Annotated in this window: 13 protein-coding genes; 2 read left to right on the top strand and 11 right to left on the bottom strand. The window is 63.8% G+C overall.

All coding sequences use genetic code 11. The features are described from left to right. Positions 1 to 2: 2 nt before the first annotated feature. The 3 genes from lldR to lepB form a co-directional block, all read right to left on the bottom strand. A complete protein-coding gene (lldR, locus tag ACREP4_RS07850) occupies positions 3 to 767 on the bottom strand; it encodes a transcriptional regulator LldR (RefSeq protein WP_431595617.1) in 765 nt (254 codons plus the stop codon). A 53-nt stretch (positions 768 to 820) separates the two neighbouring features. Beyond that, the gene (lldP, locus tag ACREP4_RS07845; protein ID WP_431595616.1) at positions 821 to 2,479 is read right to left on the bottom strand and encodes an L-lactate permease; all 1,659 of its coding nucleotides are present in this window, start codon (positions 2,477 to 2,479) and stop codon (positions 821 to 823) included. A 334-nt stretch (positions 2,480 to 2,813) separates the two neighbouring features. Beyond that, the gene (gene lepB, locus ACREP4_RS07840) at positions 2,814 to 3,431 is read right to left on the bottom strand and encodes a signal peptidase I (protein ID WP_431595615.1); all 618 of its coding nucleotides are present in this window, start codon (positions 3,429 to 3,431) and stop codon (positions 2,814 to 2,816) included. Positions 3,432 to 3,611: 180 nt separating this feature from the next. On the opposite strand from lepB, the gene ACREP4_RS07835 reads away from it, so the two are divergent. Further along, a complete protein-coding gene (locus tag ACREP4_RS07835; RefSeq protein WP_431595614.1) occupies positions 3,612 to 4,019 on the top strand; it encodes a hypothetical protein in 408 nt (135 codons plus the stop codon). Between the two features lie 3 nt (positions 4,020 to 4,022). Continuing rightward, a complete protein-coding gene (locus tag ACREP4_RS07830; RefSeq protein WP_431595613.1) occupies positions 4,023 to 4,472 on the top strand; it encodes a 3-dehydroquinate dehydratase in 450 nt (149 codons plus the stop codon). A gap of 230 nt (positions 4,473 to 4,702) precedes the next feature. Here the strand turns inward: ACREP4_RS07830 and dcp are convergent, their stop codons facing one another. The 8 genes from dcp to ACREP4_RS07790 all read right to left on the bottom strand — a co-directional run bounded on the left by dcp (position 4,703) and on the right by ACREP4_RS07790 (position 15,337). Continuing rightward, on the bottom strand, positions 4,703 to 6,862 hold the full coding sequence (gene dcp / locus ACREP4_RS07825) for a peptidyl-dipeptidase Dcp (protein ID WP_431595612.1): 2,160 nt from the start codon (positions 6,860 to 6,862) through the stop codon (positions 4,703 to 4,705). A 114-nt stretch (positions 6,863 to 6,976) separates the two neighbouring features. After that, entirely contained in the window at positions 6,977 to 7,579 is a 603-nt protein-coding gene (locus tag ACREP4_RS07820) for a lysophospholipid acyltransferase family protein (protein ID WP_431595611.1), read from the bottom strand. Positions 7,580 to 7,582: 3 nt separating this feature from the next. Further along, a complete protein-coding gene (arfB, locus tag ACREP4_RS07815; RefSeq protein WP_431595610.1) occupies positions 7,583 to 8,014 on the bottom strand; it encodes an alternative ribosome rescue aminoacyl-tRNA hydrolase ArfB in 432 nt (143 codons plus the stop codon). Positions 8,015 to 8,161: 147 nt separating this feature from the next. Next, a complete protein-coding gene (locus ACREP4_RS07810; RefSeq protein ID WP_431595609.1) occupies positions 8,162 to 9,094 on the bottom strand; it encodes a hypothetical protein in 933 nt (310 codons plus the stop codon). Then, positions 9,094 to 11,463: an LTA synthase family protein gene (locus ACREP4_RS07805; RefSeq protein WP_431595608.1), complete on the bottom strand. Its 2,370-nt coding sequence runs from the start codon at positions 11,461 to 11,463 to the stop codon at positions 9,094 to 9,096. Before ACREP4_RS07805 ends, ACREP4_RS07810 begins: the two co-directional genes overlap by 1 nt. A 15-nt stretch (positions 11,464 to 11,478) precedes the next feature. Continuing rightward, positions 11,479 to 12,765 (bottom strand): YaiO family outer membrane beta-barrel protein, encoded by a 1,287-nt coding sequence (locus tag ACREP4_RS07800; protein WP_431595607.1) that lies wholly within the window; start codon positions 12,763 to 12,765, stop codon positions 11,479 to 11,481. Next, entirely contained in the window at positions 12,762 to 14,279 is a 1,518-nt protein-coding gene (locus tag ACREP4_RS07795; RefSeq protein WP_431595606.1) for a glycosyltransferase family 2 protein, read from the bottom strand. Before ACREP4_RS07795 ends, ACREP4_RS07800 begins: the two co-directional genes overlap by 4 nt. Beyond that, the gene (locus tag ACREP4_RS07790; protein ID WP_431595605.1) at positions 14,276 to 15,337 is read right to left on the bottom strand and encodes a HEAT repeat domain-containing protein; all 1,062 of its coding nucleotides are present in this window, start codon (positions 15,335 to 15,337) and stop codon (positions 14,276 to 14,278) included. Before ACREP4_RS07790 ends, ACREP4_RS07795 begins: the two co-directional genes overlap by 4 nt. Positions 15,338 to 15,685 lie beyond the last annotated feature (348 nt).

The raw sequence follows: 15,685 nt of genomic DNA, 5'->3' as shown, positions 1-15,685 counted from the left end.
GGTCAACCGTGGGGGGAAGGAAGACGTGAGGCCCGCGCGCGCCGGGCCTCGTTTTCGTCGAGCGTGCGCAGCGTGGTGTGTACAAACTCAAGGTGCGCATGCGCGGCGGCACGCGCGCGTTCGGGATCACCGGCCAGCACCGCATCCATCATTTCGCGGTGCTGGTTGGAGAGCGGCGAGAAGGTACTGGCCGCGGTGTACAGCTTCTCGCGGCTCTGCGAGATATTGGTCTGCAACAGCTCGAACAGGCCGCGCATCACCTGCAGCAACACCAGATTGTGCGAGGCCTCGGCGATGGACAGATGGAACGCGGCATCGGCCTGCGCTTCACCGGTTGGATCGTCCTTGCCGTGCGCATCCATCATGGTCTGGAACGCCTGCGCGATGCGCGCGCGGTCTTCATCGGTGGCCCGCAACGCGGCATGCCAGGCGGTGGCGCCTTCCAGCGCGTGGCGGATTTCCAGCACGTCGAAACGGTATTCCGGATCGCCCTGAAACAGTGGCAGATATGGCGCCAGCGGCTGGTCCAGGGTTTGCCGTGCGCGGGCGGCGGGCTCGGCGACATAGGTGCCACCGCCCACCCGCGCGATCAACAACCCCTGGCTGCCCAACTGCGCGATGGCTTCGCGCAGTGCGGTGCGTGACACGCCGAGCTGCACTGCCAGCGTGCGCTCGGCGGGCAGGCGGTCACCCGGCTGCAGGTGTTGTTCGTCCACCAGCGCGCGCAGCTGCGCGGCCACCTTGTCGGAAATACGTTGCGTACTCATGGCGACATTGTGGCCCGAAGCTGCATGGCGTTGGCGGACAGGCGTGGCATCGCTCAGGGGATCATCCAGGTGAGCCAGTACGCCTGCGCGGTGGTGATCAAGCCGACCATCACCGTGAAGATCAGGCTGTGCTTGACCGTGAAGCGGAACAGGTCCGCTTCCTTGCCGGCCAGACCCACCGCCGCACAGGCAATGGCGATGGACTGCGGCGAGATCATCTTGCCGGTGACACCGCCGGTGGTGTTGGCCGCGACCAACAGCACTTCGGACACGCCAATCTGCTGCGCGGTGGTCGCCTGCAGCGCGGAGAACAAGGCGTTGGACGAGGTGTCCGAACCGGTCAGGAACACGCCCAGCCAACCGAGGAACGGCGAGAAGAAGGTGAACGCCTTGCCGGTGTGCGCCAATGCCAGTGCCAGCGTCGCCGACAGGCCGGAGTAGTTGGCGATGAAGGCAAACGCCAGCACCATGCCGATGGAATAAATGGGCGTCTTCAGTTCGTTGACGGTCTCACCAAAGGTACGGATCGCTGCGCGCACCGGCATCCGCAGATAGAGGATGGTGATCACTGCCGCCAGCATGATCGCGGTGCCGGTCGCCGAGAACGCATCGAACTTGTAGATGGCTTCATAGGCGGTAGGCGCGGTGACAATCGGCGGCATCTTCTGCACCAGTTGATCCAGGCCCGGCACCGGCAGCTTCAGCACCCAGTCCTGCAACGGGCCATCGGCGGCGAACAGCGCCTTGAACGGCTTGATGCTCCACAGCGTCACCATCGCGGTGAGGATCAGAAACGGCGACCACGCCTTGGTGATCTGCCCGGCGCTGTAACGCGGTGCGTCCAGCGCTTGCGCCGCTGCTTCTGCACTGGCTTCGGTTTCAAAACGGAAGATGCGCCTGGGCTGCCAGCGGCGCAGGAACAGCGTCAAACACACCAGCGATGCCAGCGACGCGGTGATATCCGGCAGTTCCGGGCCGATGAAGTTGGAGGTCAGGTACTGCGCGATGGCGAACGAACCACCGGCCACCAGCACCGCCGGCCAGGTTTCCTTGATGCCGCGCCAGCCATCCATGATGGCCATGATCCAGAACAGCACGATGATGGTCAGGAACGGCAACTGGCGACCGGCCATCTGCCCGATCTCGAACGCATCCAGGCCGGTGACCTGGCCGGCGACGATGATCGGAATGCCCATCGCACCAAACGCCACCGGCGCGGTGTTGACGATCAAGCACAGGCCGGCGGCGTACAGCGGCTTGAAGCCCAGCCCGACCAGCAATGCGGCGGTGATCGCCACCGGTGCGCCGAAGCCGGCGGCACCTTCGAGGAATGCACCGAAGGCGAAGCCGACCATCAGCATCTGCAGGCGCTGGTCTTCGGTCACCGACAGGATCGAGGCGCGGATGATGGCGAACTGCCCGGTCTTGACCGCGACTTTGTACAGGAACACCGCGCCGATGATGATCCAGGCAATCGGCCACAGCCCGTAGATGAAGCCGAACCCGGCCGCTCCCAACGCCTGCTCCACCGGCATGCGATAGAACAGCAAGGCCACCGCCAATGCGATGACCACGGTGATGGTGCCGGCCAGCCAGCCCTTCATGCGCAGCACGGCCAGGGCGACAAAGAAGAAAGCGATCGGCAACAGCGCGATCAGGCTGGACAGCCAGAGGTTGCCAGCGGGGTCGTACAGTTGTTCCCAGGGCTGCATGCAGGTTCTCGACAAAGGCGTAGGCGGCCCACCCGCAGGTGGTGTTGGCGCGATCGTGGATATTGGTATTACCAATATTTGAATTCCGCGATCCGTGAGCCGCGATTGAATCGCCGTTTCAGCAAAGATCCTATTAGACCATAGGGTTAAGACGAGTTATTGGTATTACCAATTAATCAAACCAGTTGGGTTAAGCCGTGCCATCTTCCGCCCATGCACAAAACTGCATCCGTATCGCCACCGTCAGGCACATTCACCGAAGCACACGCACAAAGAAAAACCGGCAACGTTGCCGTGCCGGTTTTCATGTCCCCGTTGCCTGCGTAGCAGCACCTTACAAGCGTTGCCATCGCGGTCCGTCACCTCGACGCCAATACACCGCCAAGGCCTTGCCGTAGACCGTGTCGGCATCCACCAGTCCAAAAAAGCGGCCGTCGAAACTGTCGCCGCGGTGGTCGCCCAGCACCAGCAGCTTGCCGTCGGGAATGGTGATGCCGGCAATGTCCGGGCCGCCACCCTGGTCCAGGTCCAGCGCCACCGGCTTGCTGCCAAATGCCTCTTCCGCCACGGATTGCTGCAGACGCTGGCCATTGATGCTCAGGTAGCCGTCGTGCAACTCCACACGATCACCGGCGACGGCCACCACGCGTTTGATCAGCCGCGTGCCGTCCGCCGGTGAGTCGAACACCGCCACATCGCCACGCTGCGGCTGGCCGTTCGCCATCATGCGCAGGTTGGTGAAAGGCAACCGCAGCCCATACGCTCGCATGTCCACCGCAACGCGGTCGCCGGGTTGCAGCGTGGGCTGCATCGAGCCGCTGGGCACCTGGTAGTGGTTGGCCAGGCTGTCGCGCGCGGCGAACAGCAGCAGCAACATCACCGCCAATGGCAAGGCCTCGCGGCGCAGCCAGGTCAGGGCGGGAGAAAATCGAGGGGCCGCTGTCTCGTTCATGCCGATCACCACTGTGGAAGGTGAGCAATGGACAGGCCCGGGCGGCGGCAAGTTCCCCCAGACCCCGCGCAACACGCTACGCATTATTTACGCCGGCCCACGCGCCCGGCATAGCGGCTTTACGGGGTGTGGTCGCATCGTAGCGACACCGCGCCGAAGGGCGTTTCTTCAAGGTTTCACATGACCATCCTGCTGATCCGGCACACACACCACACCCCCGTGCCGGACGCCTTGCCGCTGCCCGCCCAGGTCGCCGGGCATGCACTTACCTGTGAGCAGTGCGACTCACTGCCGGCGCTGGTGCGCTGCCTGCAGCACGCCCATCGCAGCCAACCGGCGTGGGTGCTGATTGAAGCCGGTGCGGCCAATGACCAGCAATGGGCAGCGCATGGCCCGGCCTTGTGCGCGGCGCTGGATGCATTGCGCGCGCCGTACATCGAGATTGCCCGCAGCGACGCCGACGCACTGGACACGCATCTGCATCCGCAGCACGCACCCGCGGTGCTGATCTGCGGCAGTGAACCGGAGCACGCCTGCCGCCTGTCGCTGGCCATCGCAGCGCGTCGCCTGCAAGCGCAGGAGGCCTGAGTCATGTCGATCTATATCGTGCGTGGGCCGGAAGGCACCGGGTTGCTTCAACATGCCGCCGCGCCGTTGCCGGAGGCCGTGATGAAGTCGCTGGTACACCGCGCATTGGACAGCGGCACCAGCATCGCCGTGCGTAGTTGCCGCTGCGAACAGGAACTGCTGGAAGCGCTGTGCGTGGCCGACCACAGCCCCGGCGAAGTCACCCTGCTTGCACCGGGCTCATGCGTGCGCAGCGTGCGCCTGCAGCGCTTGCTGCCGCAGCTGCACAACGCCTACGTGGAAGTGCATGACGATGACGGTCACGCGTTGGAATCGCGCCTGCCTGCAAGCAATGGACAGCGCTTGGGCGTTGCGCAGGGCTTTCGTTCGCAGAGCTATGTGCTGGCATTGGAGATGGCGCTGGAACACCTGGGCTGCAACGAAGTGGGCAACCGCGTGCATGTAGGCACCTGAAATGTGTGGCGGGAGAAGCAGCATGACTTGCGACGTTGATGAACCGCTTGCAGCGGTGCGTGCTGGCGATTGCGGCAGGTCTTCCGCCCTTCGGGTTCCTTCCCCCAAAAAGGGGGCTGCAGTCCCGCGAGGGGAGAAGGGAGCAGAAGCCGCTCCTACCGCTGCACAAACACGAACGGCAGGGTTTCCCCTGCCGTTCGCGTTGCTTCATTGCAGCTCGCTGACCGCGCTTACTTCAAACCGCGGTTGTGCAGCAGCGGTTCCACGCTCGGGTCCTTGCCGCGGAAGTCGCGATAGGCGGTGGACAGGTCGCGGGTGTTGCCGATGGAGAGGATCTTGTCGCGGAACACCTGGCCGTTTTCACGGGTCAGGCCGCCGTTTTCCTTGAACCACTCAAAGGCGTCGTGGTCGATCATTTCCGCCCAGAAATAGGCGTAATAACCGGCCGAATAACCACCGCCCCAGATATGGTCGAAGTAGCTGCTGCGGTAACGCGGCGGCACCTGCGACAGATCCACCTTGAAGCGCTTGAGCGCGTCGGCTTCAAACGTGTCCACGTCCTGCAGCGGTGCGTCGGCACCCTGCGTGTGCCATGCCATATCCAACAACGCCGCCGACAGATATTCGGTGGTCATGTAGCCCTGATTGAAGGTCTTGGCCTTGGCGATCTTGTCGACCAATGCCTGCGGCATCGCTTCCTTGGTCTGGTAGTGCTTGGCGTAGTTGGCGAACACCTTCGGGTCCGACGCCCAGTGCTCGTTGAACTGCGACGGGAACTCGACGAAGTCGCGCGGCACGCCGGTGCCGGCCACGCTCGGGTACCTGGTGTTGGAGAACATGCCGTGCAGGGCATGGCCGAATTCGTGGAACATCGTGGTCACGTCGTCCCAGCTCAGCAGCGCGGGCTGGCCGGCGGCAGGCTTGGTGAAGTTGCACACGTTGTAGACCACCGGCTTGGTGCCGGTCAGGCCGTTCTGTTCGACGAACACATCCATCCACGCGCCGCCGGACTTGCTGTCACGCTTGTAGAAATCGGCGTAGAACAGCGCCAGCGCCTTGCCGTCGGCATCGGTCACTTCAAACACGCGCACGTCCGGGTGATACACCGGCAGATCGGTGCGCTCCTTGAAGGTCACGCCGTACAGCTGGTTGGCGGCGAAGAACACGCCGTTCTGCAGCACGTTGTCCAGCTCGAAGTACGGCTTGATCTGCGACTCGTCCAGGTCGTACTTGGCCTTGCGCACCTGCTCGGCGTAGAAGTCCCAATCCGATGCGGCGGCCTTGAAGCCACCCTTCTGGGTGTCGATCACCTTCTGGATTTCAGCCAGTTCACCACGTGCCTTGGCCGTGGCCGCCGGCACCGTATCAGTGAGCAGCTTCAGCGCGTTGGCCGGGGTCTGCGCCATCTGGTCGGTGAGGTTGTAAGCGGCGTAGTTCGGGAAGCCGAGCAGCTTGGCCTTGGCCGCGCGCAGCTGCGCCAGGCGCTGGACGATCTGACGGGTGTCGTTGGCATCGCCGTGTTCGGTGCGGGTTTCCGAGGCGTCAAGCACCTTGGCGCGCACGTCGCGATTCTGCAGCGCGCTCAGCACCGGCTGCTGGGTGGTGTTCTGCAGGCTCAGCACCCACTTGCCGTCGAGCTTGCGGCCCTTGGCCGCCTCTTCCGCCGCAGCGATGTCGGCATCGGACAGACCGGCCAGCTGCGCCTTGTCCTCGATGGTCACCGCACCGGCGGCGGTCGCGGCCACCAGCTTGTTGTGGAAGTCGTTGGCGAGCGTGGCTTCCTCGGCGTTGTACTGCTTGAGGGTTTCCTTATCGGTGTCGTTGAGCTGTGCGCCGGACTTGACGAAGCCCTTGTAGGTTTCCTCGACCACGCGCAGCTGCTCCGGTTCCAGCCCGGCGCTTTCACGCGCGTCGTACACCGACTTCACGCGGTCGAACAATTTGGCATCCAGGTAGATGGCATCGCTGTGTGCGGCCAGCTTCGGCACCACGTCTTCCTGGATCTTCTGCCGCTCCGGATTGGTATCGGCCTGCACCACGCTGAAGAACACGCGGCTGACGCGGTCCAGGATGGCGCCGGACTGCTCCATCGGCAGCAGGGTGTTGTCGAAGGTGGCCGGCTGGGTGTTGTCGGTGATCTGCTTGATCTCGGCCAGGTGCTGGCGCATGCCTTCCTCGAAGGCCGGCAGGTAGTCACTGTCCTTGATCTTGTCGAACGCCGGTGCCTGGAACGGCAGCGTGCTCGCCGCCATGAACGGGTTGGTCGAGGCTTCGGCCGGCTGCGCGGCGCTGGCGGGGGTATCGGTGCTCACGGGGGTGGTGGACTCCTTGCCGGAACAGGCGGCCAGCGCAAGGCTGATGGCGGCGGCCAGGACAACGGTACGCGACATGAAACGGCTCCTTGGGAATGGGCATGAATCAGCCCATAACCCTACTCCGATGGCGCCCGTCCGGCATGTGCCGATGGTGGCGCCGCGGCGCGCCGTTTCTGCCCGCAACAGCGCTCAGCTGCCGCGCCGGTTCTTGCCCATCCACTGCCGGTACCACTGGCGGATGCTGGCCATGTCGGCCGCGTCGTCACCGGTGGTATGGAAGGCCGGGCCGAAGCCGATCACCCGCTCGGGATAGTGGAAATAGGCCGGAATGATCGGCACCTCGGCCATCCGCGCGATCTTCAAGAAGCCGCCCTTCCATTCCTCCACCTGCTTGCGCGTGCCTTCCGGCGCCAGCGCGTACCAGACGTAGTCACGGCTGCGGATCATCTCCACCGCCTGGCCGACCGTGCCCTGCGGCGAACTGCGGTTCAGCGGCACCACGCCCAGCCCACGCAGCAGCACACTCAGCGGCCACCAGAACAGCTTGTCCTTGCCGAGAATCCTGGCCTCCAGGCCCAGCGCCATCTTCGCCGCCAGCCCCCACAGACCATCCCAGTTGGAGGTATGCGGCGCGGCGATGACCACGGCGCGTGCGATATCGGGGATCGGCCCACGGATGCGCCAACCGCCCAGACGCAGAATGCTGCGCCCCAGCCAGCGCGAGAACGCGGCAGATTTGAGCTGCGGCATGTTCGGTGGAATGACAGGCATCACCGGCTCAGGATTGCTCAAGCACTACTCCCAATTACGTGTTGAACGGCCGCGCTTGACCTGCGCACGCTCTTTCTTTTGATCCAGACGGCGCAGCTTGGAGCCGTAGGTCGGCTTGGTCGCCACGCGCGGTTTTGGCACCGACAGGCCGGCCTGGATGAAGCCGACCAAGCGGTCGCGCGCATCCTGGCGATTGCGGTCCTGGGTACGGAAGCGCTGTGCGTCGATCACCAGCACGCCCTCGCCGGTCATGCGCCGGTCGCGGCGGGCAAGCAGGCGCGCACGCAGCGGCTCGGGCAACGACGGCGAACCGGCCACGTCAAAACGCAGTTCCACCGCCGTGGACACCTTGTTGACGTTCTGCCCGCCGGCGCCGCTGGCGCGCACGAAACGTTCGACGATCTCCGTTTCCGGTATCGCCAGGTGTTCCGAGATTTCGATCATGCCCACTGCCATAGCGGCGCATTGTAAGCAGGTTGCGGGAGTTGGGGAGCGGCGAGCGGCAAAGACGCGGCCATGCCGCCTCCCCTCTCCTGCCTGCGGCATCCTCTCCCGCAGGGGGAGAGGAGAAACAGCAACGGCATCACCTCGCCGCGTTTGCGATCAATCCCAATCCTGCGCTTCCCAGCGCCGGTACGCGCGGTAGTGGTGAATCGCGAACCCCGCGAACGACGGCTCGCGACCCAACGCGCGCTCGACCTTGCGCACTTCCTGCTCGAACACCTTCGGCCCTTCCTCGTGGAAGGTGACTTTGTTGATGTCGTTGGACGACACCTCCAAACCGATCACCACTTTCTTGTCGACGCGGTTGGCATAGGCGATCTCGCTGGCGGCATGCGAAAGAATGCTGTCGCTGCCTTCGGCCTTGTCGCGGTAATCCATCAGCGCAACGTAGTCGTAGACATCGATGGTGTGCTCACTCACCGGACGGCGCACGCCCTTCCATTCCAGCTCGATACCATCGAGCCAGAACGGAATCGCCGGCCCTACCGCCAGCGTGGCGCCGTGCTCGCGCTTGATCCGCATCAACGCATCGCTCATGTCCAGAAAACCGATCAACAGGCCTTCGCGGGTGTCGTCTTCCCATTGATCAAGAATGTGCGGCTCGATATCCAGGTTGACGCCATCAAAGCGCGCGCCTTCCGGTGCGGCGGCGTTGTACTCGACCACGCGCCGGAACATCGCCTCGGCCTCGGCGCGGTGCGAGGGCAGCACGTAGTTCTCGGTATTGAGATACGCCGAGCCCAGCAACGCGTACACCTTCATCCGCTTGGCGTGCATCTGGGTGATGAAATCGCGGTACAGCTGCGGCTGCTCGACGATCAGGTTGCGGCCCCGAAACGCATCGGCGTACAGGTACACCGTGTCGATACGCTGTGATTTCAGGTACTTCACCGCTTCGGCGGCGACCTCCGGGTCCTGCACCATCGCGTAGGACTCGGCCTCCCACGTCCATATCGCACGGCTTGCCGAGGCCATCGCAGTGACGGGCAACATGCACAACACCAACAGCAGACTCAAACGTGGCAGTGACATCAGGGTTGGCTTCCGGTAGCGGGAGGAGCATCCAGCGGCAGGCGATAACGCCCTTGGCCAACGGCCTTGCCGGTGTTGGGATCAGAAGGAAATATCGACACATAACAGCGGCCGTTGCAGTCCTGCGGTTGCCGCAGCTGCAACTGCACTTGCTGGCGACCGTTGGCCGGCAACTGCACCGCGCCGCCATACACTTCCTGCAGTTCGCGGCCGTCTTCGCTGGCCATCACCGCCAGCGGCACGAATACGCTGCTGGGCGTGGCATCGCCATTGTTGAACACCGCCGTCAGCTGCACGCCATCGGCCGCTGCCATCACCTGCGCCGACTCCATCGTCAGTCCGTGTGCGGTTGGTGCCGCCACGGCGACCGGTGCAGGTTGCGCACTCGCCTGGTAAGCCACCAGCTTTGGTTCGCCACCATCCGGCGTCAGCGCGCCCTGCTGCAGGAAGATCGCATTGGCCTGCGTGTAACGCTGCAACCGCTGCGTCACCCATGCCTGCACAGCGGCATCATCGGCCGGCGCCAAGTGCATGCCTTCCTGCAGCGCATACAACTTGCCGTCACGCAGCCACCACTGGTCGGCCAGATATTCCGGCGCGCTGGTCTTGGTCTGCTTCAACGGCAGCGCGTGGATGTTGCGGAAGCCCGGGTGCATGTCCAGACCACTGCCCAACCACGGCGTGCGTTCGGGGCGCTGCAGGCCATACGTGTTGGACAACAACGCCATCAGCGACGGCGTGACATCCAGCTGCGACGACACCGCAGCGATGCGCTTGGGCTGCTTGAGCAGTGGCGAGAAGATGATCAGCGGCACGTGATAACGGTCCACATGCTCGCCCATCGGAATTTCAGGCAAGCGATGATCGCCGGTGACGACGAAGATCGTGTTGGCGTACCACGGTGTTTTCGCCACGGATTCAAAATAGCGACGTAGCTGATCGTCGGTGTACAGGATGGTGCTGTAGATGTCCGCATTGGCGCGGTACGCCGCCAGTTGGGTGTCTGGGATACGCAGCTCGGTCATGCGTTGCTCGAAACGCGTGCGGTATGCGTCCTGTCCGGGGAACTGGTAGCTGGTGTGCATGGAGATGGTTTGGATCGCCAACGCGAACGGCGTCTTCAGCTGGTTGCTGTCGGCCAGCACCCGCGACACCAGTTCCTTGTCCGGGTAACCCCAGGCACTGAACGGGTTGCGCTGGTAGCCCGCGCCGAAGTTCGTCATGTCCACGATCTGCTGCACCTGCTGCAGCTGCAGATAGCCACGCTCGTTGTCGAAGGCGGTGTCGGTGCCGTTGTAGAACGCGGTGTGATAGCCCTGCTTGCCCAGCACGTTGAACAGCCCCGGGTGCGCCGGCATGTGCTCGCCCAAGGCGGTGAAGCCTTCGTCGGCGAACGGTGCCGAGCCGAACAGCGTCGGCAGCACGCCAAACGTGCGGCCCTGATTGGCCAGGAAGCTGTCGAAGTACAGGCTGCGCGCAGCAAGGTCATCGAGGAATGGCGTAAAACTTCCCAAACCCGCCTGCGGCCCGGAGAACGAGCGCCCCAACCCTTCCACCACGATCACCACCACGTTCGGCGGGCGACCATCACTTGTGGGCGAAAAATTCGGGCCCAATGCATCCGGGGTCTGCTCGGGATGCAGGAAAGGGAATTTCGGATCCAGCGCCGGTTCGTCGGCACTGCCTGCGGCTGCAGCCAGCGGCGCCGCAGTCGCATCGTCGCCGGACCAGCGCCGCACATCCGCACTGAACCAGGCCAGCTTGTTGCAGGCCAGCTCGCGCGCGGCGTCATCCTTCAAGGTGCCCGCACCTGCCGGCAACGGCGCCAGCCACAGCAACAGCCCGGCCAGCAGCAACACCGTGGTCCACACGCTCGAACCGCGTGCATCGCGCCGCGCCCACCACCACAGGCCAGCCCACAGCACCAACAACGGCAGAAACAGCGCCAGCAGGCTGCGCGAATTCAACGCTGCGCCATCGGCCAGCGTGGTGCGTATCTCCGCAATGCTGTAGCCGAATACATCCGCGCCCAGCGGCACATGCGCCACCTGGAAGTACTGGTCCAGCAGCGCCTGCACGGCGATGAACAGCGACCACAGCAAAGCCACTGCAGCGCCCCGCAGCCAGGTGCGCTTCAGCGCCAGCAGTGGCAACGACAGCAACAGCAGGATCGGCACCGCACGCAGCAATACCAGCACCGCCTGCACGGCAGCGACACCGGCAATGGCCCACTTTTGATTGCCGTCCCAGGTGGCACCGGCAACGCCATTGAGCACCGCGCCGGCCACCAACACACACTGCGCCAGCAGCAACGCTGGAAATGCTGAAGAAAAACGCGACCAGGCGCTGGCGCCGTGTTGTGAAGTCATCTGCATCGGCTCCACTTACCAGCGCGTATACAGCGACAGCGAGAAGCGCTGCTCGTCATAGCCGCCATCATCGTCGGCATACCCGGCGCCCACCTTGAAGCCCCATTGCGGCGTGAAGTAGCGCTTCCACGCGATGCCGACAGCGGCATTGCTGTCACGCACGACACTGCCGAAGCGGTCCATATCGGTGCTGCGGCCGCTGCTGACGCTCATTTCCAGATAGTCATCGGCATTGCCGTTGTAGTAATTGCGCAGCAGCACGCGGTGGCTCCAGCTGCCCGAGCCCACACCCGGCACATGCTGCAGCTTGTAGCGTCCGTACCAGTTGCCGACATAACGGCCCACGCCGATGCCGTAGAACTCGGTGTCACCGGAGAAGCGCAGGTGGTCGACGCTGGCCGACAATTCCCAGCCACTGCCGACGCCCTGGAATACTTCCACCCGCCACGCCTGGCGCGGCAACATGCCGTTCGACGGGCCTTGCTGATAGCGCAGGTTGGCGTAGGCGCGCGACCACAGCGGCGCGTAGCCATCCAATGCCCACGCCATGTCGCTCTCACCGAAGTGATCGGCGCGCAGCAGTTCCAAGCCCAGCGAGCCACGGCTGAACTGGCGACGTATCGTCAAGTCCGCATCGTTCCAGCTTTCGCGATCACCACTGAAACCGGTGTGATCCAAACCGGCGCTGGCACTCCATAGATAGCCGCCGCCGGCCACGATGTCCGGGTTGGCCATGCGCGGCAGCAGGCTCTGCTGCAGGCTGGCGATCTCAGTCGGATCAGCACCCAGCGCGGCGGCCGCATCAAAGTCGGCGCGTGCTGCGGCGAACTGGCCGGTGTCACGCAAGGCACGGCCGCGCGCGATGCGTGCCTGTGCATCCTGCGGCGCCAGTTCTACCCAGCGCGAGTAGGCGTCCAGCGCCTGCTGCGGGCGGTCGCTCCAACGGTAGGTATCGCCCAGCGCCGACCACGCATCGGCGTAAGTCGGGCTGTTCTGCACCACGGTTTTCAGGTCGCTTTCGGCCGCGGCGTACTGCCCGTCCCAGGCATAGGTGCGCCCGCGCGCGAGCAGCAGATCGCCGTTGCCCGGATGCTCGACCAGCAATGCGTTGTAGCGTTCGATGGCCAGCGGACGCTGGCCGCCGGTGGCCAGCTCACGTACTTCCAGCATCTGTGTAGTCAGCGCGTCCGGCTGCGCCAGCAACGGCAGCGGACAGGCCACGCAGGCAAGCAGCAGCCACTTGTGCAGTGACGCGGTGGTTCTACGGTAATTCCCAGCGTTCAAATCGTACCTGCGAATCATGGCTTGGCGCCCCCCTCTCCTGCGCCATTGGTCGGGGCCGACGTGGGGCCGGCCGTTGATACCTGCTGCCAGGAGCCATCGCGATTGATCTGCCCCCAGCTGTGGCGTTTCTTGTTGCGGCTGAGCAACCAACCGAACGTGCCGCTGAAGCGCCACATCGAATTCATCTGCCGGTAGCCGAAGTTCTCGAGCACGGCGACCAGGAACAAGCGCAATTGCTGCGAGGGCTTGGTGAACAAGCCGAACGAAAGTTCTTCCAGCAACATCGCGTTCACCGACAACAAAATGCCCATGCCCACCGCCGCGGCCAGGAACACCAGAAACACTTCCAGCTGCACCAAGCCAATCAGCGCCAGCACGATCATCGAGACGTAGCCCACCACTTCAATCAGTGGGCCGAGGAACTCGAACAGCAGCATGAATGGAAACGCCACCCAGCCCGGTGTGCCACCACGGCGGTTGAACATCAGGCCGATGTTCGACCACAGACTCTCGGCCAGCCCGCGCTGCCAACGCACGCGCTGGTTGCGCAGCGAGGCGATGTCCGACGGCGCTTCGGTCCAGCACACCGGGTCGGGCACGAACACGATGCGGTAGTCACGCTCTTCCTCGCGCAGATTGCGGTGCAGGCGGATCACCAGATCCATGTCCTCGCCGACGGTATCCACCTTGTAGCCGCCAATGGCGACCACGCGTTCCTTGTAGAACACACCGAAGGCGCCGGAGATGATCAGCAGTGCATTCATCGGCGACCAGCCCATGCGTCCGAACAGGAACGCACGCAGGTATTCCACCAACTGGAAACTGGGCAGCAGCTTGTTCGGCAGGCCGACCTTGGACAACATGCCGTCGGTGACGGTGCAGCCGTTGAGCACACGCACCACGCCACCGCTGGCGATCACGCGGCGGTCTTCCAGGAACGGCCGCACCACACGCGACAGACTTTCCGGCTGCAGGATGCTGTCGGCATCCATCACACAGAACAGCGGATAGCGCGCGCAGTTGATGCCGGCGTTGATCGCATCGGCCTTGCCGCCATTGACCTTGTCGACCATGTGCACGCGCGGATAACGCGCCGATGCATAAACGCCCTGCACCGGCTGCGTAGGCAAGCGCGCGCGATAGGCCTCAGGCACTTTGACCAGGCCAAATGCCTCGATCAAGGCCTCGCGCGTGGCATCACTGGAGCCATCGTTGACCACCAGGATTTCAAACTCCGGGTAGCTGGTTCGCAGCAGCGACCGCACCGACGACACGACCGATCGGGTCTCGTTGTAGGCCGGAAGAATGATGCTCACCGGCGGCTGGTAATCACGCAGTGCCGGCGGCAGGTAGTTGGCGCGGTACTCGCGCATGTAGCGCACGATCTGGTACGCCGAGATGTAATTGAGCAACAGGTAGGCGAGGTTGATCGCCACGAAGTAGGCCATGAAGAACCACTGCATCGACGCCGCGATCTTGATCCACGGCACCTGTTGCATGTACTCGACCAGCATCTGCCAATAGCCGCTCATGCCACACCCCTCAACCCGTGTTCGGCCAATACCTGGTCGATGATGTCGCGCCCATACGGGTCGCTTTGACGTTGCTGCAACTGGCGCATCGCATCCACGCCCATGCCGGTCAACGCCAGCAATGCCTGTGCGGTGCGGTAACGCACCCACCAGACGCTATCGCCGAGCAACGGCTCCAGACGCGAGCTGTCGTCGGCCTCCCCAATACGGCCCAATGCCGCCGCCGCGTGCATCCGCACATGCCAACGCGAGGCGGCAAGGAAACCGATCACCCGCTCGCGGTCCTGCTTTTCGTTTACCAGCTGCAGACAGACCGAAATGATGTGGTCATCGACATGGCCATCCAGCAATTGCCGCACCACTTCGGACGCACGCTTGGCATCGATGTCGGCCAGAAAGCGCACCAGCTTGACCGTGGTATCGGCATTGGCGCGCAGCAGCGCATTGCCGATCTCACGGGCGGCACTGCCATCGGCGTTCTCGGCCAGAATGCGCGCCACGCTGCCAGGCACCCAGTCGTTGCGTTCGACAATCATCGGCACGAACAGCGACATCGCCCGGGGCGGATCCACCTGCGCCAGCGCACGCGCCGCGCACAACGAAACGATGGGACTGCGGTCACTCAGGAACGGTGCAAGCGTGTCGAACAAGCGTCGGTCATGCAGATGGCCCAGCGCGATGATGGTCATCGCGCGGTCGTGATAGCTGCCGCGCAGCATGCGCGGTGCGGCATCTTCCAAGCCCACGCGCTGACCCAAGGCCGCCAGGCGCTTGGAGTCGGCTTCTATCAATGAGTCGTGGGCGGCATTCCAGGCTTCGATGAAGCCTGCGACGTCGCTGTGCTGCAGCCGTCGCCCATTGAATTCTTCGCCATCCAGCTCACGCTGGATGACCTGCGTCCAGTACTGCCGCGCTTCCGCGTCGCGGCGTTCCCGCCACTGCGCGCGGATGCGCAGGACCACGATGATCGCCAGCAGCACAAACGCGAGCAACAGCGTCAGTACCGCGACCCAGCCGGCGACGACCAGTACCGTTGATTGGTTGGATAACGCGTGCATCGTACTGCCCCATTCCCTATCCATTTCCAAGAACGCGGCTTCCTCTCCGCATTCCCCCTGTTGACATCACCGGAGCGCCTGACGCCCCGCAACTGTGATGCGTATCGCACTTTTAAGGGTACAGACGCAGAATTGCCACATTTTTCTGATAAGCGGCGCTCGTAAGAGCTGATTGGCAATGGAAACAAATAGTTAGCTGTGAATCCCGGCGCCATTCGTCCGCCGGCACCGTGCTCCTGTGCGCCGGCTGGTTGACAGACGCCTTGGCTCGCTATGCTCGGTGCTTCCTTTGCACCCAGGAGTTCCCGTGGCTCATCGCGCTCACCCTTTCTCCCGACTGGTACGCCT

Source organism: Stenotrophomonas sp. (genome assembly GCF_050737575.1).
Lineage (GTDB): Bacteria > Pseudomonadota > Gammaproteobacteria > Xanthomonadales > Xanthomonadaceae > Stenotrophomonas.
The sequence above is the reverse complement of the archived record's forward strand: the minus strand, read 5'-3'. Positions and strand labels throughout refer to the sequence as shown.